This window comes from Alsobacter metallidurans (genome assembly GCF_014636935.1).
GTDB lineage: Bacteria > Pseudomonadota > Alphaproteobacteria > Rhizobiales > Beijerinckiaceae > Alsobacter > Alsobacter metallidurans.
The window spans coordinates 2,033,984-2,050,641 of sequence record NZ_BMES01000002.1 but is presented as its reverse complement, the minus strand read 5'-3'; the positions used below and the strand labels follow the sequence as shown (position 1 = coordinate 2,050,641).

The window sequence follows — 16,658 nt, the reverse complement described above, 5'->3', positions numbered from 1 at the left end:
ATGCTGCATCCGGGCCAGACCATCGGCATCCTGGGCGGCGGCCAGCTCGCCCGCATGATGGCGCTCGCGGCCGCGCCTCTTGGGCTCAAGTGCCACGTTTATGCGCCGGCTGGCGACAACCCGGCCTTCCAGGTGTCGGCGGCCGCCACGATCGCGGCCTATGAGGACAAGGAAGCCCTCGCGGTTTTCGCCAGCGCGGTCTCGGTTGTCACCTACGAGTTCGAAAACGTGCCGGCCGCCACCGCGGCTTTTCTGGCGGAGCGCGTGCCGGTGCTGCCCGGGCCGCGGGCGCTGGCGGTGACGCAGGACCGCTTCACAGAGAAGAGCTTCCTGCGCGACATCGGCCTCGGCACGCCGGATTTCCGTGCGGTGGACGATCTCGCGTCGCTCGAAGCCGCCGTGGCGGCGCTGGGGCGGCCCAGCGTGCTGAAAACGCGGCGCTTCGGCTATGACGGCAAAGGCCAGACCGTGATCCGCCTGGAAAGCGACCTGGCCGAAGCCTGGGACACGGTGGGACGTCAGCCGTCCATCCTGGAGGCCTTCGTGCCCTTCCTGCGAGAGGTATCGGTGATCGCGGCGCGCGGGCGGGATGGCGACGTGGTCGCGTATGACGTCTGCGAGAACGAGCACCGCCACCATATTCTTGCCGTCACGCGGGTGCCGGCTGCGCTGGACGGCGAAGCCAGCCACGCGGCGCTGGAGCATGCGGCCCGGATCGCAACGGCGCTGGACTATGTCGGGGTGCTCGGCGTGGAGATGTTCGTGATCGCGGATGGCGGGCGCGAGCGCGTGCTCATCAACGAGATCGCGCCACGGGTCCATAATTCCGGGCACTGGACCACGGATGGGGCCGAGACGTCGCAGTTCGAGCAGCATGTGCGCGCCGTGGCGGGCTGGCCGCTGGGCTCAGCTGCGCGGCGCGGCGAGGTCGTCATGCACAACCTGATCGGCGACGAAGCGGACCAGTGGCGCCAGATCCTGGCCGAGCCCGGCGCCCACCTGCATCTCTATGGCAAGGCGGAGGCGCGGCCCGGCCGCAAGATGGGTCACGTCACCCGCGTGACGCCGCCTGGGCGCGCTTAACGCGGGCTGAGCCGCCCAGCCCAAAGGCCGCGCCCGATATTCGAGCATTTCGGCCGTGGACAAGCCTGGGTGATTCTGTTAATCCACCGCATCCCGGCGTTGGCGCCTGCGCGTCACCCAGCCGAAACCCTTTCAAATCGAGACACGGGAAAACGACGCGTGCAGGTTCTCGTTCGTGACAACAATGTCGACCAGGCTCTCAAGGCGCTGAAGAAGAAGATGCAGCGCGAGGGCATCTTCCGCGAGATGAAGCTCCGCGGGCACTACGAGAAGCCCTCCGAGAAGCGCGCCCGCGAGAAGGCGGAGGCCGTTCGCCGCGCCCGCAAGCTGGCCCGCAAGCGCGCCCAGCGTGAAGGCCTCCTGCCGGCTCCGAAGCCGAAGGTCGTCGGCGGCGCTGCTCGCTGATCCTGCGCGCGGTCCGCGCGACCGCGTCTGGCACTATCCAACGGCGCCCCGACCGGAAGGTCGACGGGCGTCGTCTCTTTTTTCGGTCGGAAACACGTGTGTTGCCGAGCCGCAACATGCGCGTGGTGAGCGAATTCTTAAGATCCATTCGTCACCTTCTCGCTCCAATTCGCCCCCATGCGTGACCGCTGGTCGTGATCATGCGTCGCGGCGTCGTTGTTTCGCTGGACATTGAAAGGTCCCGTCATGCGTCTCTCGCTGCCGCGCCCTGCTCCGCTGCGCCAAGCGGCCCGTCTCTCGGTGTTGTGCCTCGCAGTGGCGCTCGCGGGCTGTGAAACCGTGGGCCGCGGCATGAGCAGCGGCGCCGGGGTCGCGGAGATCGAGGAAGACAAGTCGGGCGCGCAGGCGATCAACATCACGTCGCTCACCGAGGTAATCCAGCGCAACCCTAACGACGTCAGCGCCTACAACACGCGCGGAGCCGCCTACGCGAAGATCGGCCGCTTCCAGGACGCAATAGCGGATTTCAGCAAGGCGCTGCAGATCAACCCGGGCTACGCGCCGGCCTACACCAATCGTGGTCTTGCCTATCGGCAGACCAACCGCAACGACGCGGCGCTCAGCGACTTCACGGCGGCCATCCAGGCGAATCCGAGCTACGGTCCCGCCTATCTGGCGCGCGCCAACCTGTTGCGGGCCCAGAACAACTACAACGAGGCATTCTCGGACCTGTCGCAGGCCATCAAGCTCAGCCCTGAGTCGGCGCAGGGCTACCATGCGCGCGGGCTGATCTATCAGCGCCAGGGCCAGCACAAGCAGGCCATCAATGATTTCGACGCCGCCATTGACCGTGACCCCTTCGCGGGCGCGCCCTACCAGGCGCGTGGCGCGAGCCTGATCGCGGTCGGCAAGTACGATGCGGCCGCGGAAGACTTCAACGCAGCGCTGAACGTCGATAACCGCAGCGCCGACGCGTGGGCCGGCCGCGGCATGGCGTACGAGAAGCTCGGCGACAAGGCGAAGGCGACCGAATCCTACCAGCGCGCGCTGGTGGTGGACGCCAACAACGCCGCCGCCAAGGAAGGCCTGTCGCGGGTCGGTGGGCGCGGGGCCGGCGGGTTCTTCTGAGAGTCTGAGCTGCTATCTTCGAGCCTCTGCGGGCCGCGGTTCAAACCGCGGCCTTTTTCGTGAGCACGCCCATAACGCAAACGGCCGGCGCTGAGGCCGGCCGTCGAACGCGTGGGAGCCGGCGCCTTAGTGCGCCATGGCCTTGTTGATCTCTTCCACCATCTTCTTGGCGTCGGCGAAGAGCATCAGGGTGTTGTCCTTGAAGAACAGTTCGTTCTCGACGCCCGCATAGCCGGAGCCCATGCCGCGCTTGATGAACAGCACCGTCTTGGCCTTCTCGACGTCCAGGATTGGCATGCCGAAGATTGGCGAGGCCGGGTCCGTCTTGGCGGCCGGGTTGGTGACGTCGTTGGCGCCGATCACGAAGGCGACGTCCGCCTGCGCGAATTCGGAATTGATGTCCTCGAGCTCGAAAACCTCGTCGTAGGGAACGTTGGCCTCGGCCAGTAGCACGTTCATGTGGCCCGGCATGCGGCCCGCCACGGGGTGGATGGCGTACTTCACCTCCACACCTTCCTTCTTGAGGTTGTCGGCCATCTCGCGCAGCGCGTGCTGCGCCTGGGCCACCGCCATGCCGTAGCCCGGCACGATGATGACCTTGCTGGCGTTCTTCATCATGAAGGCCGCGTCGTCGGCGGAGCCCTGCTTGACGGGCCGCGTCTCCTTCTCGGCGCCGCCGGCCGCCGCGGCGGAATCGCCGCCGAAGCCGCCAAGGATCACCGAGATGAAGGACCGGTTCATGCCCTTACACATGATGTAGGACAGGATCGCGCCCGAGGAGCCCACCAGCGCGCCGGTGATGATCAGCGCCAGGTTGCCGAGCGTGAAGCCAATGCCGGCCGCGGCCCAACCCGAGTAGGAGTTCAGCATCGAGACGACCACCGGCATGTCGGCGCCGCCGATCGGGATGATGATGAGCCCGCCCAGCACAAAGCTGACCAGCGCGATCAGCCAGAACACGAGCAGCGATTCGGTGCGGACGAAGACGATGATCAGCACCACCAGCAGCACGGCGAGGCCGGCGTTGATGACGTGGCGCTGCGGCAGCATGATCGGCCTGCCGCCCATGTTGCCGTTGAGCTTCAGGAACGCGATCACCGAGCCCGTGAACGTGATGGCGCCAATCGCGACGCCCAGCGACATCTCCACAAGCGATGCGCCGTGGATGTGGCCGGGCAGGCCGATTCCGAAAGCCTCGGGCGCATAGAGCGCCCCGGCAGCCACCAGAACGGCCGCGAGGCCGACCAGCGAGTGGAAGAAGGCGACAAGCTGCGGCATCGCGGTCATCGGGATGCGCCGCGCCACAACCGCGCCCGCGCCTCCGCCGATCGCAAGGCCGAGCAGCACGAGCAGCCAGCCCATTGCGCCCGCAGGGGGGGCCAGCGCAAGGCTGGTGATCATCGCGATCGCCATGCCGACCATGCCGAACAGATTGCCCTGCCGGCTCGACGCCGGGGACGACAGGCCCCGCAGCGCCAGAATGAAAAGGATGCCGGAAACGAGATAAAGGACAGCCGCGAGATTGGCGCTCATCGGATCAGCCCTTCTTCTTGTACATGCCCAGCATCCGCTGGGTGACCAGGAACCCGCCGAAAATGTTCACGCTGGCGAGGATCAGGGCGATGAAACCGAAGATGCGAGCCCAGACAGGGCCGCTGTCCATCGCGCCGGCGGAGCCGACGCCGACGGCCAGCAGGGCGCCGACGACGATCACGGACGAGATGGCGTTGGTGACGGACATCAGCGGCGTGTGCAGCGCCGGCGTCACCTGCCAGACGACGTAGTAGCCGACAAACACCGCCAGCACGAAGACGGCCAGGCGGAACACGAAGGGGTCGATGGCGCCGCCCGTGGCGGCGTGCGCGGCCGCGCCGGCGGCGGTCGCCACCTGGTCGGCATAGGCCTGGGCGGCGTCGGCGGCGGCGCGCGCGACGCGGGCGGCTTCCTGGGCCCTCAGGACGAGGATGTCAGCTGGTTCAGTCGCCATGGTTCATCCTCCTCAGGCCGACGGCGTCGCGGGCGCGACCGGCGCGGGGTCAGGGGCTTTCGGCATGAAATTGGGGTGAACCACCGCGCCGTCGCGCGTCAGGTTCGTGGCCTTCACGAGTTCGTCGTCCCACTTCACGGCGAGCGCCTTGGAGGCCTTGTCGATCATGGTCTCGAGGAAATTGAACAGGTTCTTGCTGTAGAGGCTCGACGACGTGGCGGCGAGACGTCCGGGCACATTGAGGTGACCGACGATCTTCACGCCATTGGGCGTCGTCACGATCTCGCCGGGCTTGGCCAAGGCCACGTTGCCGCCGCGCTCCACCGCGAGGTCGATCAGCACGGAGCCGGGCCGCATGGAGGCGATCATGTCCTCCGTCACGAGCCTGGGCGCGGGGCGGCCGGGGATCAGGGCCGTCGTGATGACGATGTCCTGCTTGGCGATGTGCGAGGCCACAAGCGCGGCCTGCTTGGCCTGGTAGTCCTTCGACATCTCCTTGGCGTAGCCGCCGGCGGTCTGGGCCTGCAGGAACTCCTCGTCCTCCACGGCCAGGAACTTGGCGCCGAGCGACTCGACCTGCTCCTTGGTGGCCGGGCGCACGTCCGTCGCGGTCACGACGGCGCCGAGGCGCCGCGCGGTCGCGATGGCCTGCAGGCCGGCGACGCCGACGCCCATGATGAAGATGCGGGCGGCCGGCACGGTGCCGGCGGCGGTCATCATCATCGGCAGGGCGCGGCCATACTCGGCGGCCCCGTCAATCACGGCGCGGTAACCCGCGAGGTTGGCCTGCGACGACAGCACGTCCATCACCTGCGCGCGGGTGATGCGCGGCATCAACTCCATCGCGAAGGCCGAGAGCCCGGCGTCCGCCATGCTCTGGAGCGCGGCCTCGGCGCCGTAGGGGTCCATGATCGCGAGCACGATCGCGCCGCGCTTCATCTGGCCGGCTTCGGCGGCCGTCGGGCGACGCACCTTCAGGACCACGTCAGCGTCCGCCAGGGCGGCTTGCGCGTTCGGGGCGGTGGTGGCGCCGGCTCCCTGATAGTCGGCGTCTGTGACCCCCGATGCGAGGCCGGCGCCGGCCTCGATCGACACGGTCGCCCCGAGGGCGACGAGCTTCTTCACCGTTTCCGGCGTGGCGGCGACGCGATCCTCATGCGGATCGGTCTCGGTAATCACGGCGATACGCATCGCGGGAACTCCGCTGGCCTACGGCGCGCCAGGCGCGCGGTGAGGAGGGGGAGCGCTGCGTCAGGCGGACGCCGCGCGCCTGAGGAAGAGTAGAGGGGTCAGAGCAGGAAGATGGCCATGCCGATCAGCACGACGATCACGGCGATCGTGCCGTACTTGGCGAGGTTCACGAACATGCCGTAGGTGCGCTCGTGCTCGGGATAATCCATCGCCGGATGTCCGCCCGCATGCGCCACGTTGTGATCAGCCATTTCGCCCTCAGTTTACAGGTTTCAGATTGGGTGGTCCCAGCCTGCGCGTGTAGCGCAAGCAAGGCATTGACGCAATCCGAGCCGGCCGGTTCATCCCTCTCCGCAGCAGAAACTAAATCGGTTCAGGTCTGCTGCGCTTCTTGTTGGAAAGCTGGCATGCCAGAGACGTCGGCGCAAGCCCGGTTCACCCGGCGGCGAGGCGGATCGCGGCTGCCGCGCCCATGACGCCAGTGACGAGAGCGAAAAGGCTCAGGCCGCAGAGAACCAGGAAGGGCGTCCAGAACGGCACCGTTCCGCCCAACGCCGCATTCGCGGCCGAGACGCCAAAGATCAGGACAGGGATCATCAGCGGCAGCACGAGGATGGACAGGACCAGCCCCCCGCGGCGCAGGCTTGCGGTCAGCGCCGCCCCGATCGCCCCGATGAAGGTGAGCGCCGGCGTGCCCACCAGGAGCGTCGCGCAGACGGAAGCCATCGCATCCGGCGGAAGGGCCAGCAAAAGGCCGAAGAGCGGAGCCGCCAGCGCGAGGGGGAGGCCCGTGCCGGCCCAGTGAGCAAGGCCCTTCACGAGCACGACCAGTTCGAGCGGCGTCTCGCTCATGCGGATCAGGTCCAGCGATCCGTCCTCGGCGTCGGCCTGGAACAGCCGGTCGAGCCCCAGCAAGGTCGAGAGCGTCGCGGCGATCCACAGGATGGCGGGGCCGATGCGGGACAACAGGTTCAGGTCGGGCCCGATCGCGAAGGGGACGATCGTGACGAGGATCAGGAAGAACACGAGCCCCATTCCGCCGCCGCCGCCGATGCGGGCGGCGAGCCGAAACTCGCGGGTGGCGAGGGCGAGAAGCGGCGACGTCATGCGCCGATCCGGATGGTGGCGGCCTCGTGCAGGCCAAGCGGCGCATGGGTGGCCGCAACCACGAGGCCGCCGCGCCCGAGGTGGCTTTCCACCAGTTCGGCGAACAACGTCTGCGATCCGGCGTCCAGCGCGGAGGTGGGCTCGTCCAGAAGCCAGACCGGGCGGTCGGACACGAGCAGCCGGGCCAGGGCGAGGCGGCGCCGCTGGCCGGCCGAGAGATAGGCGCAGGGCAAGTCGGCTGCGTGCCCGAGGTCGAGGCGGTCCAGAGCGTCGTCGGGCGCCATCGCGGGTTCGCCCAGCATGGCCTGCCAGAAAGCGAGCGCCTCCAAAGGCGTGAGCGCCGGCTTCAGGGCGTCGCGATGGCCGACATAGTGGGCCTGTTCGGGGAGAGTGCGCTCGTCATGGCCGCCGTCCAGCAGGATTGTGCCTGAGGCCGGCTCAAGGAGCCCGGCGAGGATCTGCAACAGCGTGCTTTTACCGGCGCCGTTGCGGCCCGTGACGGCGAGCGCCTGGCCTTCGTCCAGCGCAAATCCGACGCCTGAGAAGATCGGCCGGCCCGAGCGCTCACAGGCGAGGTTCTCGACAACGAGACGCATTGCGCGCGTGCGGCCTCTGATCCGTGATTCAACGACTTTCGTTCGTGTAGCGGGTCGCGCGGAAATTATCTATAAGCGCGACGGCTGCGCCGAGCGCTTTCATCCAGCGCGGGGACCTGGGCACCCCCGGGGCGGCGCGCGTGTTCACGCAATCCGGCCGAACCACGTTTCCGAACCCCAAGAGGATCCCGCCGTGACGCAATCACTCGACAGCTTCAAATCCCGCAAGAAGCTCAAGGTCGGCGAGAAGACCTATGTCTACTACTCGCTGAAGGACGCCGAGCAGAACGGCCTCGAAGGCATCTCCAGCCTCCCGGTCTCGCTGAAAATCCTGCTGGAGAACCTGCTCCGCTTCGAGGACGGGCGCACCGTCACGAAGGAAGACATCAAGTCCATCGCGGACTGGTTGACGCTGCGCGGCAAGGCCGAGCGCGAAATCGCCTTCCGCCCCGCGCGCGTGCTCATGCAGGACTTCACCGGCGTTCCGGCCGTGGTGGATCTGGCTGCGCTGCGCGACGCAATGACCAAGCTGGGCGGCGATCCCGAGAAGATCAACCCGCTCGTGCCGGTCGACCTCGTGATCGACCACTCCGTGATTGTCGACGAATTCGGCACCCCGAAGGCGCTGGAGAAGAATGTCGAGCTCGAATACGCCCGCAACGGCGAGCGCTACAACTTTCTGCGCTGGGGCCAGCAGGCCTTCGAGAACTTCCGCGTGGTGCCGCCCGGCACCGGCATATGCCATCAGGTGAACCTGGAATACCTGGCCCAGACGGTCTGGACCAAGAAGGAGAAGGTCTCCAACGGCAAGGGCAAGACCGAGACCGTCGAGGTCGCGTATCCGGACACGCTGGTGGGCACCGATTCGCACACCACCATGGTAAACGGCATGGCGGTGCTCGGCTGGGGCGTCGGCGGCATCGAGGCCGAGGCGGCCATGCTCGGCCAACCCATCTCGATGCTCATCCCCGAGGTGATCGGCTTCAAGCTCACCGGCAAGCCACGCGAGGGCGTGACGGCGACCGACGTGGTGCTCACGGTCACGCAGCTGCTGCGCCGCAAGGGCGTGGTCGGCAAGTTCGTGGAGTTCTACGGCTCGGGCCTCGGCGCCATGACGCTGGCGGACCGCGCCACCATCGCCAACATGGCACCCGAGTATGGCGCGACCTGCGGGTTCTTCCCGGTGGACGGCGAGACGCTGGCCTTCCTGGAGACTTCGGGCCGCAAGTCCGAGCGCGTCGAGCTGGTGGAGAAATACGCCAAGGCGCAGGGCATGTACCGCTCGCGGTCTGCCCCCGACCCGGTGTTCACCGACACGCTCGAGCTCGATCTCGGCACCGTGCAGCCGTCCATCGCGGGCCCGAAACGCCCGCAGGATCGCGTGCTCCTCACCGAAGCCAAGACGGGCTTCGCGACGGCGCTGGACACCGAGTTCAAGAAGGCCGCCGACCTGTCGGCGCGCTACAAGGTGGAGGGCAAGAACTTCGACCTCGGCAATGGCGACGTCGTGATCGCCGCCATCACGTCCTGCACCAACACGTCGAACCCGGGCGTCATGATGGCGGCCGGCATCCTGGCCCGCAACGCGGTCGAGAAGGGCCTCACCGTGAAGCCCTGGGTGAAGACCTCGCTAGCTCCCGGCTCGCAGGTGGTCGCCGAGTACCTGTCCAAGTCCGGCCTGCAGGTTGCGCTCGACCAGCTCGGCTTCAATCTAGTGGGCTTTGGCTGCACGACCTGCATCGGCAATTCGGGGCCGCTGCCGGCCGAGATCTCCAAGACGATCAACGACAACGACGTTGTGGCCGCCTCGGTGCTGTCGGGCAACCGCAACTTCGAAGGCCGTGTGAACCCGGACGTGCGGGCGAACTATCTCGCCTCGCCGCCGCTGGTGGTCGCGTATGCGTTGGCCGGCTCGATGCAGGTCGACCTCACCAAGGATCCGCTCGGCGTCGACAAGAAGGGCAAGCCCGTCTACCTGAAGGACATCTGGCCGACCTCCAAGGAGGTCGACGAATTGATCCAGAAGACCGTCACCAAGGCGCTGTTCAAGTCCAAATACGCGGACGTATTCAAGGGCGACGAGCACTGGCAGAAGATCCAGGTCGAGGGCGGCAAGACCTACAAGTGGAACATGTCGTCCACCTACGTGCAGAACCCGCCCTACTTCGAAGGCATGGAGAAGGAGCCCAAGCCCGTCGCCGACATCGTCGACGCCCGGGTGATCGGACTCTTCCTCGACTCGATCACGACCGACCACATCTCGCCGGCCGGTTCGATCAAGGCGGCGTCGCCCGCCGGCAAGTACCTGATGGAGCGGCAGGTCGCACCGGCCGACTTCAACCAGTACGGCACGCGCCGCGGCAATCATGAGATCATGATGCGTGGCACCTTTGCCAACATCCGCATCAAGAACCAGATGCTGCCGGGTATCGAGGGCGGCGTGACCAAGTACTTCCCGGGCGGCGAGCAGCTGCCGATCTACGACGCCGCGATGAAGTACAAGGAGGCCGGGATTCCGCTGGTGGTGTTCGCCGGCAAGGAATACGGCACCGGGTCGTCGCGCGACTGGGCCGCGAAGGGCACCGTGCTGCTCGGCGTCCGCGCCGTGGTGGCGCAGTCCTTCGAGCGCATCCACCGCTCGAACCTGGTCGGCATGGGCGTCGTTCCGCTCGTGTTCGAGGAGGGGACGTCCTGGCAGACGCTCGGCATGACGGGCGACGAGACGGTCACCATCCGGGGCCTGCAGGGCGACCTGAAGCCGCGCCAGAAGATGGAGGCCGAGATCACCTACCCGAACGGCAAGACCGTGAAGGTGCCGCTGATCTGCCGGATCGATACGCTCGACGAGCTCGAGTATTACCGCAACGGCGGCATCCTGCAGTACGTGCTGCGCAGCCTCGCGGCCTGATCGCGCGGCGCCGTCGCGGCGCCGACCGGAAGTGAGAAGAGGCCGCCGGCGCACCCGGCGGCTTTTTCGTGAGCGCAATTCAACCCAACGTGAGTTTCCTCGTAACCGGGCGGGGCGTATCGTCCGTTCAACATCGGAGAGGACCACGGTTTTGAAGCACGCCAGCAGCCTGTCGATCCTCGCAGTCGCGGCAGGCCTTTGCGCCCCGGCGGCGATCGCGCAGGCTGCGCCGCAGCCGCGCGCCGTGGTGGAGCTGTTCACCAGCCAGGGCTGTTCCTCGTGCCCGCCAGCCGACAAGCTCATGGCCGAGTTCGCGCAGGATCCGACCCTCGTCGCGGTTTCTATGCCGATCGACTACTGGGACTATCTCGGCTGGAAGGACACGCTGGCGGACCACGCGTTCACGTCGCGCCAGCGCGGGTATGGCGAACAACGCGGCGACCGGCAGGTCTACACGCCCCAGGCGGTGGTGGACGGCGTCGCGCATGCGATCGGGTCCGATCCCGGCGCGGTCGCGCAGGCCGAGGCGGCGTCGCGCCTCAAGGGCGCGATGACGGTGCCGGTATCGGTGGAAGCCGCGGCCGGCACGATCCGGATTTCCGTCGGCGCCGGAGCGGCCGATGCGGAGGCCGGCGTTTATCTCGTGCCGGTGCGCAAGCGGTGCGACGTGTCGATCACGCGCGGGGAAAACAAGGGCAAAGCGGTCACCTATGTGAACGTCGCCCGCAGCGTGCTGCCTGTCGGCGCCTGGAAGGGCCAGGCGGCCACCTTTGACGTCGCCGCCACGCTGGCGCAGACGCGCGACGCAGACAGCTATGTGGTGCTGCTGCAGACCGGCACCATTGGACGGCCCGGCGTGATCCTGGGGGCAGCCAAGGGTCCGGGCCTCTAGCTCAGTACTCGATCACGGCGTTTGGGAGTTCGTTCGCGTCGCCCGCCGTTGGCGGCCGATGCGCCGCGAGCGCGTCCGCGCAGATCGTGATGGCGGCTTCCAGCCCGGCGGCCGGCTCGCCCGCCCTGAGCCGCTCGATCAGGAGGTCGACCGCCTTGCGCCAGACCTCCTTGGGTACGGCGGCTTCGACGGCGGTATCCGGGATCACGCAGGCGTAGCGTTCGGCGACCGCGACGAAGATCAGCACGCCCGTGCGGCCCTCCGTCCGCCCTAGCCCGCGCACGAGAAACTGCTCGGCCGCCGCCTGATGGGCGCGTCGCCGCGCAGCCGGGCGAGGAACGAGCCTGTAGCGCAGCGGCGCCCATGAGAGGATCGCAAGCAGAGCCGCGAATACGCCGAGCTGGGCCGCCAGAATGATCGGGAAGTCCCAGCGCGTGGCCGCGAGCAGAAGCCAAGGCGCGATCAGCGCAGCGGCGGCCGCGTAGACGATCGGGATGAAGCGCCAGTCGCTGGCCTGGCGCGCGACCACGCAGACGATCTCGGCGTCCGTGCGCGCCTCGGCGGCACGGATCGCGGCGTCGAGCCTTGCATGGTCGGCCGGTGTCAGGAGGCGCCGCATCACCAATCCCCCGAGGCGCCGCCGCCGCCGGACGAGCCTCCACCGCCAGAAAAGCCGCCGCCTCCGCCAAAACCGCCGCCGTCGGACCAGCCGCCGCCCGAAAACCCGCCGGAGCTCGGGATCACGATCCAGTTGCCGCCACGGGTGCGGTGCATGCGTCCGCGGCCGCCCTGTCCACCGCCCGTCATCATGCGCCAGAGAATGAACAGAATGAACGCGATCACGATCGCGGTGAAAATCCAGTCATCCGGCGCGGGCTGCTCGGTGGCGCGGACCTCGGCGCGGCGCTGCCACTCCTCGGCGTCGCCAGTAAGAATGGACACGATCGCGTCCACCCCGCCCTCGATCCCGCCCGCGTAGTCGCCGGACTTGAACTTCGGCGCGACCGCGGTGGTGATGATCACCTTGGAGAGCGCATCCGTGAGCGCGCCTTCAAGGCCGTAGCCAACCTCGATGCGGACCTTGCGCTCGCTGGGGGCGACCAGCAGCAGCACTCCGTTATTTGTCTTGGCCTGTCCGAGCTTCCAGGCGCGGAAGAGCTGGTTGGCGTAATCCTCGACGCTTGTGCCCTGCAGAGACGGGACGGTCGCGACCACGATCTGGTCCGACGTCTTGTCTTCGTGCGCCTTGAGCTTGGCTTCGATCCGCTGGCGTGCGTCCGGCGCCAGGATGTTCGCGCCGTCGACCACCCGCCCGGTCAGCTGCGGAAAGGTGATAGCCGCCCACGCTGCCGCCACGCCGAGCAGGAGGGCGACGAGCGCCGCCGTCCCGATCGTCGCCGCCTTGCCGCGCATGGCGATCAGAACGTCACCTTGGGAGCCGCCTGGTTTTCGGGCGCAGTCGTGAAGGTCTCCATCGGCTTGGCCGACGGATAGAAGATCGCCGCGATCCAGCGGCCCGGGATGGTGCGCAGCTCGGTGTTATAGGCCCGCACCGTTCCGATATAATCGCGCCGCGCCACCGCGATGCGGTTCTCAGTGCCTTCCAGCTGCGATTGCAGCGCCAGGAAATTCTGGTTCGACTTAAGGTCGGGATAGGCCTCGCTCACCGCGATCAGCCGACCGAGCGCGCCCGAGAGCTGGTTCTGGGCGTCCTGGAACTGCTTGAATTTCTCCGGGTCCGTGATCGTGCTGGCGTCGACCTTGATCGAGGTCGCCTTGGCGCGGGCCTCGGTGACCTTGGTCAGCGTGTCCTGCTCCTGCTTGGCGTAGCCCTTCACGGTCTCGACCAGGTTCGGGATCAGGTCGGCGCGGCGCTGGTACTGGTTCTGCACCTCGCTCCAGGCGCCCTTGGCCTGCTCCTCGAGCGTCGGCACATTGTTGATGCCGCACGCCGAAAGCGTGAGCCCGACCACCAGGGCGGCCGCGGCGGCGCGAAGGCGGGGAAGAAAGGCCATGGCGTATCCTCGATCGCGAAGGCCGGATGGGGGTCCGGCGCCCGCTCGCAATGTAGGCATCGCGAAGCGGAATGGAAACGCGACCTTGGCCGAAAGGATCAATTCAGAAGCGGACCCCAGGCCGGATCCGACGCGAAGCCCGGAGACGGCACCGGAACCTCGACCCTGCCGGTGATATCCACCATGAAGACCTTGGCCCCGCCGCTGCCGCCCGCGTCGCGGAAGAACATCAGGTAGCGGCCGTTCGGCGCCCAGGTCGGGCCCTCGTTGTGGAAGCCTTCGGTGAGGATGCGTTCGCCCGATCCGTCCGGCTTCATGATGCCGATCGCGAAAGTCCCGCCCTTCTGCTTGGTGAACGCGATGTAGTCGCCGCGCGGCGACCAGACCGGGGTGGAATAGCGCCCCTCGCCAAAGCTGATGCGCTTGGCGGGCCCGCCGCCGGCCGACATCAGGTAGATCTGCGGGGCGCCGCCGCGGTCGGATTCAAACACCATCTGCGCGCCGTCCGGCGAAAGGGACGGCGAGGTGTCGATCGCGGTGGAGTCGGTCAGTCGCGTGGTGGTGCGCGAGCGCAGGTCCATGACGAAAATGTTGGACGAGGAGCCCTGGCTCAAGCTCATCACGATCTTCTGCCCATCCGGCGAGAAGCGCGGCGCGAAGGTCATGCCTGGGAAATTGCCCACGACCTCGCGCTGGCCGGTTTCGATGTTCAGCAGGTAGACTCGCGGATCGCCATTGCCGAAGGACATGTAGGTCACTTCCTGGCTGGACGGCGAGAAGCGCGGCGTCACCACGAGGTCGTCGCCGCGCGTCAGGTAGCGCACGTTGGCGCCGTCCTGGTCCATGATGGCGAGGCGCTTCTTGCGGTTGTCCTTGGGGCCGGTCTCGTCCACGAACACGACGCGGCTGTCGAAGAAGCCCTTGTCGCCGGTCAGCCGCACATAGATCGCGTCCGAGATGATGTGGGCGACGCGCCGCCAGTTGTTCGGGTCGGTGAAATATTGCTGGCCGATGAGCTGCTGGCCGGCGAACACGTCCCACAGCCGGAACTCGGCCTTGAGCCGGCCCGACGGATCCCGGATGACGCGGCCCGTGACCAGCGCCTGCGCGTTGATGACTTTCCAGCTGTCGAATTGCGGCGCCGCATCCATGCTGGCGGCCTTCTCGACAAAGGCCTTCTTGTCGATCGGCGCGAAGACGCCGGACCGTTTCAGATTGTTGGTGATGACGGCCGAGATCTGCGCGCCTAGGTTCGGGTCCGCGCCGCCGAAATCCGTGATCGCAATTGGCATCGGCTGGAACGAGCCGCGGTCGACCGTGATGGAGATCTCCGCGTGAGCGCTACTCACGCCCAGCACGGCCGTCGCGGCAACGCTTGCTGCGCCGAGCAGGGCGGTGCGGCGGTTAATGAGCGGCATGCTACGGAGATAGTCGGGATCGAGAGGGGACATTGACGAGCCGTTTATGTTCTGAGGGTTAGGCGTCAGCCGAGCATGTCTTTGATGTCGAACTTAATCGATAGCTCGCGCCACTCTTGGTAGAACGGGACGAATTGGCTGGGTATTTTCAGATTGCAGCGTCGAATAGCTCTAACTGCGCTTTCAGCCAAAGGTCGGAAATTCGGATCGCTGGATGTATTCACGACGACTGGTTCAGCCGCTAACGAACCATCTTGGTTCAGAGTCATCTTCACATTAGGCACAAGACGATCGGCTTGCGCTAGTCCTGCGGGTGGGCTCCAGCATTGGACTAGCTGCTCTCTCACCAGTTCCTTCAGTGCTCCTAGCTGACTTGGGCTCATCTTTTGTGCCGAGCCAGTTGCGGAACCCAGCGAGGCCGTGCGGTTGATCTCGCGGCCGGTGCTGCCCGCCTGCGACGGTTTTTCCTTCGACTGAAGCAGCTTTTCGATGTTGGACGGATCGAACTTGCTTTCCGTCCTGGGGGCGGCCAGGGCGGCCAGCTTCTTCTGCTCGGCCTCGCGCTGGCGAGCCTCTAGTTGTTTGCGCTTCTCGTCCTCGGCCTTCTCGCGGGCGCGCATGTCGGCCAGGATCTTGGCCTCCTGCTCGGCCTTCAGGCGAGCCTCTTCCTTGCGTCTGGCTTCGGCGGCCTCCTGGCGAGCCTCGGCCTCGGCCTCGGCTTTCGCCTGCGCGATGGCCTTCTGTTTGGCTTCGGCCTCCGCCTTCGCCTTCGCCTCGCGCGCTTTGGCTTCGGCCTGCGCCTTCGCCTCGGCCTGAGCCTTGGCTTCGGCCTTCGCCTGCGCGGCGCGCTCCAGCGCCTCCTGGGCCTCTTCCTCGGCTTTCGCCTGGGCTGCGGCCTCGGCCCTCGCCTTGGCTTCGGCGGCCTTTTGGGCGGCTGCGGCCGCGGCGGCCTTTGCGGCGGCTTCCGCCTTGGCGCGGGCGTCAGCGGCCGCTTTCGCTTCCGCGGCCTTCGCGGCCTCGGCGGCCTTGGCGGCTTCAGCAGCCTTGGCGGCCTCAGCCGCGGCCTTCGCGTCGGCTTCGGCCTGCGTGTCGCGGGGGCGCTCGGGCGGGGTCGGCACGGGCTCGGCGGCGGAGGCCGCCGGGGCGGGCACGTCGCGCTTCAACTCGGGCGTCTCGGGCTTCAGCTCTTCGGTCTGCGCCAGTTTGTCGACGCGGGGCTTCGGCGTCGGCTGCGCCTTGCCGGTTTTCTCGCCCTTCATCATCTGCGACAGCTGGGCTTCGCTGATCACCTCCACCGGCACGGCCTCGGTGGGCTCCTCGAACGGCTTTGTGTCCGAGAACGCGACGAGCGTCGCCCCCAGCAGGCCCACATGGACGATGCCGGAGATCAGGGCGCCGGGTCTGGAGCGATCGAATTTCACGCGGCGCGGCCCGATTACTTCGCGGCCGGGGTAGGATCGGTCAGCAGCGCCACCTTGCGGTAGCCAGCCGCCGTCACGGTCGACATCACGTCGGCAACGAGGCCGTAGTTCACGCTCTTGTCGGCCCGCACATAAATGCGCTCATCCTGGCCGGCGCGCTGGTTGGCCTGTGCGACGGCGGTGAGCTTGGCGGCAATCTCCTCCCGGCCGATCTCGGTCTCCATCAGGAACACCTTGCCGTCGGCCTTTACCGAGATGGTGAGCGGCTGCTTGTCGATGTTCAGCGCGGCCGCCTTGGTCTGCGGCAGATCGAGCGGCACGCCGGCGGTGAGCAGCGGCGCGGCCACCATGAAGATGATCAGCAGCACCAGCATGACGTCGATGAACGGCGTCATGTTGATGTCCGACATCGGACGATGCCGCTTGCCGCCGCGGCGGCGACGGCCGCCCTGGGCGCCAGCTCCAGCTACCGACATGGCCATGTGCGCAACTCCTCGCGAGCGGGGT

General features: G+C 67.3%; 17 protein-coding genes. 5 read left to right on the top strand and 12 right to left on the bottom strand.

Going from position 1 to position 16,658, the window contains the following annotated elements; genetic code table 11:
* The 3 genes from IEV99_RS19945 to IEV99_RS19935 all read left to right on the top strand — a co-directional run bounded on the left by IEV99_RS19945 (position 1) and on the right by IEV99_RS19935 (position 2,616).
* A complete protein-coding gene (locus IEV99_RS19945; protein ID WP_371875805.1) occupies positions 1–1,083 on the top strand; it encodes a 5-(carboxyamino)imidazole ribonucleotide synthase in 1,083 nt (360 codons plus the stop codon).
* Positions 1,084–1,242: 159 nt separating this feature from the next.
* Positions 1,243–1,488: a 30S ribosomal protein S21 gene (gene rpsU / locus IEV99_RS19940; protein WP_188519455.1), complete on the top strand. Its 246-nt coding sequence runs from the start codon at positions 1,243–1,245 to the stop codon at positions 1,486–1,488.
* A 246-nt stretch (positions 1,489–1,734) separates the two neighbouring features.
* Positions 1,735–2,616 (top strand): tetratricopeptide repeat protein, encoded by an 882-nt coding sequence (locus tag IEV99_RS19935; protein WP_188519454.1) that lies wholly within the window; start codon positions 1,735–1,737, stop codon positions 2,614–2,616.
* Between the two features lie 126 nt (positions 2,617–2,742).
* Here the strand turns inward: IEV99_RS19935 and IEV99_RS19930 are convergent, their stop codons facing one another.
* The 6 genes from IEV99_RS19930 to ccmA form a co-directional block, all read right to left on the bottom strand.
* Positions 2,743–4,149 (bottom strand): NAD(P)(+) transhydrogenase (Re/Si-specific) subunit beta, encoded by a 1,407-nt coding sequence (locus tag IEV99_RS19930; RefSeq protein WP_188519453.1) that lies wholly within the window; start codon positions 4,147–4,149, stop codon positions 2,743–2,745.
* A gap of 4 nt (positions 4,150–4,153) precedes the next feature.
* Entirely contained in the window at positions 4,154–4,603 is a 450-nt protein-coding gene (locus IEV99_RS19925; RefSeq protein ID WP_188519452.1) for a proton-translocating transhydrogenase family protein, read from the bottom strand.
* Positions 4,604–4,615: 12 nt separating this feature from the next.
* Positions 4,616–5,794: a Re/Si-specific NAD(P)(+) transhydrogenase subunit alpha gene (locus IEV99_RS19920; RefSeq protein ID WP_188519451.1), complete on the bottom strand. Its 1,179-nt coding sequence runs from the start codon at positions 5,792–5,794 to the stop codon at positions 4,616–4,618.
* 98 nt (positions 5,795–5,892) lie between these two features.
* Entirely contained in the window at positions 5,893–6,045 is a 153-nt protein-coding gene (locus tag IEV99_RS19915) for an aa3-type cytochrome c oxidase subunit IV (protein ID WP_188519450.1), read from the bottom strand.
* A 184-nt stretch (positions 6,046–6,229) separates the two neighbouring features.
* Positions 6,230–6,901, bottom strand: coding sequence for a heme exporter protein CcmB (gene ccmB, locus IEV99_RS19910; protein ID WP_188519449.1), 672 nt, complete (start codon positions 6,899–6,901; stop codon positions 6,230–6,232).
* Positions 6,898–7,497 (bottom strand): heme ABC exporter ATP-binding protein CcmA, encoded by a 600-nt coding sequence (ccmA, locus tag IEV99_RS19905; RefSeq protein WP_188519448.1) that lies wholly within the window; start codon positions 7,495–7,497, stop codon positions 6,898–6,900. The genes ccmB and ccmA overlap by 4 nt, the downstream gene beginning before the upstream one ends.
* Positions 7,498–7,690: 193 nt before the next feature.
* Here ccmA and acnA point away from each other — a divergent pair, with 193 nt between their 5' ends.
* Together acnA and IEV99_RS19895 are read left to right on the top strand one after the other, a co-directional pair.
* Positions 7,691–10,405 carry an aconitate hydratase AcnA gene (gene acnA / locus IEV99_RS19900; protein ID WP_188519447.1) on the top strand — a complete coding sequence of 905 codons (2,715 nt, stop codon included), beginning with the start codon at positions 7,691–7,693 and terminating at the stop codon, positions 10,403–10,405.
* Positions 10,406–10,556: 151 nt separating this feature from the next.
* Positions 10,557–11,297 (top strand): DUF1223 domain-containing protein, encoded by a 741-nt coding sequence (locus IEV99_RS19895; RefSeq protein ID WP_188519446.1) that lies wholly within the window; start codon positions 10,557–10,559, stop codon positions 11,295–11,297.
* A 1-nt stretch (position 11,298) separates the two neighbouring features.
* On the opposite strand, the gene IEV99_RS19890 is transcribed toward IEV99_RS19895, so the two are convergent.
* The 6 genes from IEV99_RS19890 to tolR form a co-directional block, all read right to left on the bottom strand.
* A complete protein-coding gene (locus tag IEV99_RS19890) occupies positions 11,299–11,916 on the bottom strand; it encodes a TPM domain-containing protein (RefSeq protein WP_188519445.1) in 618 nt (205 codons plus the stop codon).
* A complete protein-coding gene (locus IEV99_RS19885) occupies positions 11,916–12,710 on the bottom strand; it encodes a TPM domain-containing protein (protein ID WP_188519444.1) in 795 nt (264 codons plus the stop codon). Before IEV99_RS19885 ends, IEV99_RS19890 begins: the two co-directional genes overlap by 1 nt.
* Positions 12,711–12,715: 5 nt before the next feature.
* Positions 12,716–13,312, bottom strand: coding sequence for a LemA family protein (locus tag IEV99_RS19880; RefSeq protein WP_188519443.1), 597 nt, complete (start codon positions 13,310–13,312; stop codon positions 12,716–12,718).
* Positions 13,313–13,410: 98 nt separating this feature from the next.
* Positions 13,411–14,763, bottom strand: coding sequence for a Tol-Pal system beta propeller repeat protein TolB (gene tolB / locus IEV99_RS19875; protein ID WP_188519442.1), 1,353 nt, complete (start codon positions 14,761–14,763; stop codon positions 13,411–13,413).
* Positions 14,764–14,795: 32 nt separating this feature from the next.
* Positions 14,796–16,151 (bottom strand): cell envelope integrity protein TolA, encoded by a 1,356-nt coding sequence (tolA, locus tag IEV99_RS19870; RefSeq protein ID WP_244643941.1) that lies wholly within the window; start codon positions 16,149–16,151, stop codon positions 14,796–14,798.
* A 14-nt stretch (positions 16,152–16,165) separates the two neighbouring features.
* Complete coding sequence (tolR, locus tag IEV99_RS19865) at positions 16,166–16,633, bottom strand: protein TolR (protein ID WP_188519441.1); 468 nt, start codon at positions 16,631–16,633, stop codon at positions 16,166–16,168.
* Between the last annotated feature and the right edge of the window lie 25 nt (positions 16,634–16,658).

Excerpts from the sequence above, each read along its gene's own strand:
- IEV99_RS19945 (WP_371875805.1), top strand. The coding sequence starts at position 1 with ATGCTGCATCCGGGCCAGACCATCGGCATCCTGGGCGGCGGCCAGCTC.
- IEV99_RS19935 (WP_188519454.1), top strand. The coding sequence starts at position 1,735 with ATGCGTCTCTCGCTGCCGCGCCCTGCTCCGCTGCGCCAAGCGGCCCGT.
- IEV99_RS19930 (WP_188519453.1), bottom strand. The coding sequence starts at position 4,149 with ATGAGCGCCAATCTCGCGGCTGTCCTTTATCTCGTTTCCGGCATCCTT.
- IEV99_RS19925 (WP_188519452.1), bottom strand. The coding sequence starts at position 4,603 with ATGGCGACTGAACCAGCTGACATCCTCGTCCTGAGGGCCCAGGAAGCC.
- IEV99_RS19920 (WP_188519451.1), bottom strand. The coding sequence starts at position 5,794 with ATGCGTATCGCCGTGATTACCGAGACCGATCCGCATGAGGATCGCGTC.
- IEV99_RS19915 (WP_188519450.1), bottom strand. The coding sequence starts at position 6,045 with ATGGCTGATCACAACGTGGCGCATGCGGGCGGACATCCGGCGATGGAT.
- ccmB (WP_188519449.1), bottom strand. The coding sequence starts at position 6,901 with ATGACGTCGCCGCTTCTCGCCCTCGCCACCCGCGAGTTTCGGCTCGCC.
- ccmA (WP_188519448.1), bottom strand. The coding sequence starts at position 7,497 with ATGCGTCTCGTTGTCGAGAACCTCGCCTGTGAGCGCTCGGGCCGGCCG.
- IEV99_RS19890 (WP_188519445.1), bottom strand. The coding sequence starts at position 11,916 with ATGCGGCGCCTCCTGACACCGGCCGACCATGCAAGGCTCGACGCCGCG.
- IEV99_RS19885 (WP_188519444.1), bottom strand. The coding sequence starts at position 12,710 with ATGCGCGGCAAGGCGGCGACGATCGGGACGGCGGCGCTCGTCGCCCTC.
- IEV99_RS19880 (WP_188519443.1), bottom strand. The coding sequence starts at position 13,312 with ATGGCCTTTCTTCCCCGCCTTCGCGCCGCCGCGGCCGCCCTGGTGGTC.
- tolB (WP_188519442.1), bottom strand. The coding sequence starts at position 14,763 with ATGTCCCCTCTCGATCCCGACTATCTCCGTAGCATGCCGCTCATTAAC.
- tolR (WP_188519441.1), bottom strand. The coding sequence starts at position 16,633 with ATGGCCATGTCGGTAGCTGGAGCTGGCGCCCAGGGCGGCCGTCGCCGC.